The following is a 3,646-nucleotide window of genomic DNA, read 5'->3' as shown; positions in this document are numbered from 1 at the left end:
GGAAGCCCGGTGTGGTGCCGAGCATCTCGGCGGCCCGGCCCATGGTGTAGGCCGGATAGTCGTCGTCGTCGAGACGGTCGAGCGGGTTCTCTGGTGTCACTGTCACCCTCGTTTGTGGGACGCGTCGAGGGCCCTGCTGCCGTCCGGCACCAGGGCCCCGAGGGAAATTCAACACCATGTGAAGGGCTCCGATCCCCTGCTGCCCCCGTACGGGCCGGTGCGCGCCCGCCGCGTCGGTGTCCGGGCGCCCGGTCCGCCGGTCCCGGGGCGTGCCCGTGGGCGCGCAGAATCGTTGGGGCGGGCATGGGCACTCCACACGCCGTCTCCCCGTCCCCCGCCCGGCACCGGGCACCCGATCGCATTCCCGCGGCGCCGGCGCGGGGCATCCCGCGGCAGCAGTCGGGCAGCTCCGTCCCGGCCGGCGGGGCGGCCGTCTTCGATCAGCTCGCCAGGGAGTGGGAGGCGCGCGGGGCCACCGTCCCCGGCCGGCCCGATCCGCTGTGGGAGCGGCTGATCACGTACGCGCACTTCCAGCGCGAGACGGACGCCACGCTACGGAGCCTGCGCCTGGACGGCGCCGAGCCTCCGCCGCCCCCCACGGCCTCGGGTCCGCGCTGGACGCGTGCGTGAGCCGGGCCCGGGTAACGCGAAGGGCCCCGTCGGCGGCGGCCGACGGGGCCCTGGAGTCCGTACGCGCCGTTACACGCCCGCGGGGGCGCCCAACAGGGCGGACGCCTTCTGAACCGGGGTCAGTTCCGCGGCGGGTGCCGGGACCTCGGCGAGCGTCCGGCAGGTGAAGCCCAGAGCGGTCAGGGCCCTGATCACCTCGCCGGAGGTGAAGTCGCGGCGGTCCTGGCGGGTGATGACGGCGCCCACCTGCTTGACGGGGTAGGAGCGACGGCCGATGATCACGGACTCACCCGTGATGGGTTCGGGCTTGACGCCCTTCATCGTTTCCAGGACCCCGCTCTTGGTCAGGTCGAACGGAAATCGTGCGATGACACAGCGCATGTTGCCTCACAGGTAGCAGAGAGCCGGTCTACACGGTCTCGGAGACGTGCCTTCCTTCCCGAGACCGCTTCAGGGAGTATCCGGGAGATCTACGCGGCTGCGGTGAAGGTGGAGCGGCCCTCGGAGCCCCTGGGCGCCGCGCCCGTGCGGCTGCGCCGGTCCTGTGCGGGGCGGCTGCGCCGGCCCCGGGAGGAGCCGGGCGAGCGCTTGGCGCGCTCGGTGACCGGTGCGGTGATGGTGACGGGGACGCCGGAGGGCGCCTGGGCGCCGGTGATCCGGTTCAGCTCGGCCTCGCCGGAGCGGACCTGGGTGGTGTGCGGGGTGATTCCGGCGGCGGCCATCAGCCGGATCATCTCGCGGCGCTGGTTGGGCAGCACCAGGGTGACGACGCTGCCGGACTCGCCGGCCCGGGCGGTGCGGCCGCCGCGGTGCAGGTAGTCCTTGTGGTCGGTCGGCGGGTCCACGTTGACGACGAGGTCGAGGTTGTCGACGTGGATGCCCCGGGCCGCGACGTTGGTGGCCACGAGCACGCTCACGTGCCCGGTCTTGAACTGCGCGAGCGTACGGGTGCGCTGGGGCTGCGATTTGCCGCCGTGCAGCGCCGCCGCGCGCACCCCGCTGTGCAGCAGGTGCTCGGTCAGCCGGTCCACGGCGTGCTTGGTGTCCAGGAACATGATCACGCGGCCCTCGCGGGCGGCGATCTCGGTCGTGGCGGCCTGCTTGTCGAAGCTCTGCACGTGCAGGACGTGGTGCTCCATCGTGGTCACGGCGCCGGCCGAGGGGTCGACGGAGTGCACGACGGGGTCGGTCAGGTAGCGGCGGACCAGCAGGTCGACGTTGCGGTCGAGCGTGGCGGAGAACAGCATCCGCTGGCCCTCCGGGCGCACCTGGTCGAGCAGCTCGGTGACCTGGGGCATGAACCCCATGTCGGCCATCTGGTCGGCCTCGTCCAGGACGGTGACGGCGACCTGGTTCAGCCGGCAGTCGCCCCGCTGGATGAGGTCCTTGAGGCGGCCGGGGGTGGCCACGACCACCTCGGCCCCGGCGCGCAGGGCACCGGCCTGGCGGTGGATGGGCATGCCGCCGACGACGGTGGCCATGCGCAGCTTCACCGCGCGGGCGTACGGAGTCAGGGCCGTCGTGACCTGCTGCGCGAGTTCACGCGTGGGTACGAGGATCAGCGCGAGCGGCTTGCCCGACTCGGCGCTCTGGCCGGCCGTACGGGCCAGCAGCGCCAGGCCGAAGGCCAGGGTCTTGCCGGAGCCGGTGCGGCCCCGGCCCATGACGTCCCGGCCCGCGAGGGTGTTGGGCAGCGTGGCGGCCTGGATCGGGAACGGCGTGGTCACGCCCTCGGAGGTCAGCGCGGTGAGCAGCTGCGCCGGCATGGCGAGCTCGGCGAAGGACTCGACGGCGGGCAGCCCCGGGACCACGGTGACCGGCAGGGCGAACTCTCCCTGCGGTGCGGCGGAGCGACGGCCGTAGCCACCGCCGGAGCGCTTCGGGCCGCCGGAGGACCGGCTGGGGGCGGACGAACCGAATCGGCTCCCCCGGCCGGAGGACCCAGTGGATCCGCCGTAGGAGCCGGCGTAGGAGCCGGAGGAGCCTCCGCCGGAGCGGTTGCGGGAAGAACGGTCATTCGTACGGGTCGTGCGGTTCATGCAGAACCTTCCTCGATACGGCGCACATCGAGGAATTCTCGGCAGCGGAAATACGAGCCGCGCGATGAATCACAAGAATGAGCCGGAGCAAAATCAGATGCGATGGATCCGGGATGAAAGACGACCGGACCATCAGGAAATGGGCACCGCACTGCGCGCCGGACAGGAGGGCAGTCGCATGCGGGCGGGGAGCCGAGGAGCGCGTCCATCGGCCGAACAGGGGTGGCGCTTCGAGGACGGAGGCCCTCGGGCCGCTCACACGGGCCGTCAAGGCCGGCGGAGCCGAAAAACGCAACGAGCTGGGGCCCGCACCCCAAGGTGCGGGCCCCAGCTACGCGATTACGCGTGAACGTCAGACGGTGACGATGTTCTCAGCGGTCGGGCCCTTCTGGCCCTGCGCGATGTCGAAGCTGACCTTCTGGCCTTCCTGGAGCTCGCGGAAGCCCTGGGAAGCGATGTTCGAGTAGTGGGCGAAGACGTCAGGACCGCCGCCCTCCTGCTCGATGAAACCAAAACCCTTTTCCGCGTTGAACCACTTCACGGTGCCGTTAGCCATGTTGAATCTCCTTCGGGGCTCAGCCCAGATATCCGCACTGTACGGATCTCGAGTCGCCGAATGATCGCCCAGCCCGGAAAGCACCGGAAAAACTGGAACACTCGTGCCCGGCCGTTGAAGACCGTGCGAAGTGTTCGAAATTTTGGGGAACCACAACTGCAACTGAAACCACAGTAGCACGCCCCATCCCGACCACCCGGAAAATCGAGCCGGAAAATCACCCACTCGGCTACCGGGCCAGAAATTCTCACTGCCCCCCGTATTCAATTCTGTCTTCGCCGGCACAGATATTGGGGACCTGCCCGGACCCTGTCCGACGCGAGTGGCGTGAGGGGCCCCGGATGTCCCGTACAGTGATGTCAACGACGCGGGGTGGAGCAGCTCGGTAGCTCGCTGGGCTCATAACCCAGAGGTCGTAGGT

General features: G+C 70.3%; 4 protein-coding genes and 1 pseudogene. 1 reads left to right on the top strand and 4 read right to left on the bottom strand.

The window, feature by feature from the left end; translation table 11 throughout:
* Window positions 1-100 (bottom strand): annotated as a pseudogene (locus ACWGDE_RS37220) (MerR family transcriptional regulator); the annotation flags it as partial.
* A gap of 203 nt (window positions 101-303) precedes the next feature.
* Between ACWGDE_RS37220 and ACWGDE_RS37215 the strand changes: the two are divergent.
* Window positions 304-630 (top strand): hypothetical protein, encoded by a 327-nt coding sequence (locus tag ACWGDE_RS37215; RefSeq protein ID WP_453393506.1) that lies wholly within the window; start codon window positions 304-306, stop codon window positions 628-630.
* 69 nt (window positions 631-699) lie between these two features.
* Here the strand turns inward: ACWGDE_RS37215 and ACWGDE_RS37210 are convergent, their stop codons facing one another.
* The 3 genes from ACWGDE_RS37210 to ACWGDE_RS37200 all read right to left on the bottom strand — a co-directional run bounded on the left by ACWGDE_RS37210 (window position 700) and on the right by ACWGDE_RS37200 (window position 3,225).
* Window positions 700-1,011, bottom strand: a complete 312-nt coding sequence (locus ACWGDE_RS37210) for an SCO5918 family protein (protein ID WP_453393505.1) — start codon at window positions 1,009-1,011, stop codon at window positions 700-702.
* An 89-nt stretch (window positions 1,012-1,100) separates the two neighbouring features.
* Window positions 1,101-2,669, bottom strand: coding sequence for a DEAD/DEAH box helicase (locus ACWGDE_RS37205; RefSeq protein ID WP_453393504.1), 1,569 nt, complete (start codon window positions 2,667-2,669; stop codon window positions 1,101-1,103).
* 352 nt (window positions 2,670-3,021) lie between these two features.
* Window positions 3,022-3,225, bottom strand: coding sequence for a cold-shock protein (locus ACWGDE_RS37200; protein WP_214954018.1), 204 nt, complete (start codon window positions 3,223-3,225; stop codon window positions 3,022-3,024).
* Between the last annotated feature and the right edge of the window lie 421 nt (window positions 3,226-3,646).

The sequence above is a fragment of the Streptomyces sp. NPDC054956 genome (assembly GCF_053609185.1).
This window is presented reverse-complemented; position numbering and strand designations above follow the sequence as displayed.